Origin of the sequence: Stutzerimonas stutzeri, from assembly GCF_024448695.1 — a bacterium.
In the GTDB taxonomy this organism is placed as follows: Bacteria; Pseudomonadota; Gammaproteobacteria; order Pseudomonadales; family Pseudomonadaceae; genus Stutzerimonas; species Stutzerimonas stutzeri_T.
In genome coordinates this window covers 1-1554 of sequence record NZ_JAMOHY010000053.1, presented here as the reverse complement: position 1 = coordinate 1554, position 1554 = coordinate 1, and the positions used below count along the sequence as shown (strand labels likewise).

The 1554-nt window shown below is 58.7% G+C and carries 1 protein-coding gene; it reads left to right on the top strand.

What is annotated here, in order from left to right; genetic code table 11:
• Nucleotides 1–78 precede the first annotated feature (78 nt).
• Nucleotides 79–1503 carry an IS1182 family transposase gene (locus NAV32_RS17540; protein WP_256054056.1) on the top strand — a complete coding sequence of 475 codons (1425 nt, stop codon included), beginning with the start codon at nucleotides 79–81 and terminating at the stop codon, nucleotides 1501–1503.
• Nucleotides 1504–1554 lie beyond the last annotated feature (51 nt).

Genomic DNA, 1554 nt, shown 5'->3' with positions numbered 1-1554 from the left:
CAGACTGTGTGAAAACCTAGCGGTCTGAAGGCGAGTTGAAGACAATGCCCCCATCGGTCGATGGGGGCATTGTCGTTTATGGGCTACATCCAAGGTGAAGGCCGTCAGCAGAGCAGTCTGTTTCCGCCAACGTTGGAGGAGATGGTTCCTGAAGATCACTTGGTGCGGGTTATCGAGGCCTATGTGGCTCGTTTGAATCTGCAAACCCTGGGCTTCAGTAAGGCCGAGCCGCTCAAGACAGGGCGTCCAGGCTATGACCCGGCAGATTTGCTCAAGCTATACCTGTACGGCTACTTCCAGCGCATCCGCTCCTCGCGACGCCTGGAGAGCGAGTGCCGGCGCAATATTGAAGTGATGTGGCTGCTCAGTCGCCTGGCCCCGGACTTCAAGACCATCGCGGACTTTCGCAAGAACAACAGCGCAGCCTTTCAGGCGACGTGCAGGGCGTTCGTGCAGTTCTGCCGCCAGGTGGGGTTAATCAGCGGGCAAGTGGTGGCCATTGATGGCAGCAAGTTCCAGGCGGTGGCTTCGCTGCGCAAGCACTTGAGCGTCGAGCAGCTCAAGCGCCAACAGGCGAAGCTGGAGAAGCACATCGCGCAATACCTGGCCCAGCTGGACGCTGGTGACGCTGAAGATACGCAGGAGGCGATTGACCGCAGCGCAGTCAAACAGGCCCTGCGCCAGTTGCAGGATCGTCATGCGGACAACCTGATCGTGCAAGCGCTGATGACGGAGCAAGGACTGGAGCAGTTCGTGCAAGGCGAAGCCGATGCCAAGAAAATGCGCCGTTCGGGGCACAGTGCTTGCGTGGCCTACAACGTGCAGACCGCCGTCGATGCCGAGCATTGCCTGATCCTGCACCACGCCGTGACCAACGATTGCACCGACAATCAGCAGCTTGAGCCGATGGCCAAAGCAGCCAAGGCGGTTCTGCAGCAAGAACAGCTAACCGCCACAGCCGACGCGGGTTATTCCAACGGTGCACAGTTCCAGGCCTGTGAAGACGCAGGGATCACAGCCTTTGTGCCGCCGAATCGCGGCGTTAATAATCAGGGCGATGGCGCGCTGTTCAAGCGCACCGACTTCACCTACGACGACGCTACAGACAGTTACCAATGCCCAGCGGGCAAGGCACTAGCACTCAAACAGCATAATCGCGGCAGTCGTCTCTATGCCGCATGCGCCGAAGACTGTGCCAACTGCCCATTAAAGGCTAAGTGCACAGAGGCCCAACGGCGGCACATTAGCCGGCATGCCCATGAGGATACCTTCGAGCGCATGGAGCAACGGCTTAAGGGACACCCCGACATGATGGTCAGACGTCGCTCCATCGTCGAACATCCCTTTGGCAACCTCAAACAATGGCTGTTCGGTAACGGCCGCTTTCTCATGCGCCATTTCAGTGGAGCACGAGCTGAAATGGCACTGGCGGTACAGGCCTACAACCTCAAGCGCGCAATATCGGTACTCGGCGCAGCCCGAATGATCGAGCTGCTGGCCTGAGTGCGGATTTGCCAGCCGTTTAGCCCATACAAACGCAAACGCCCCGAATCA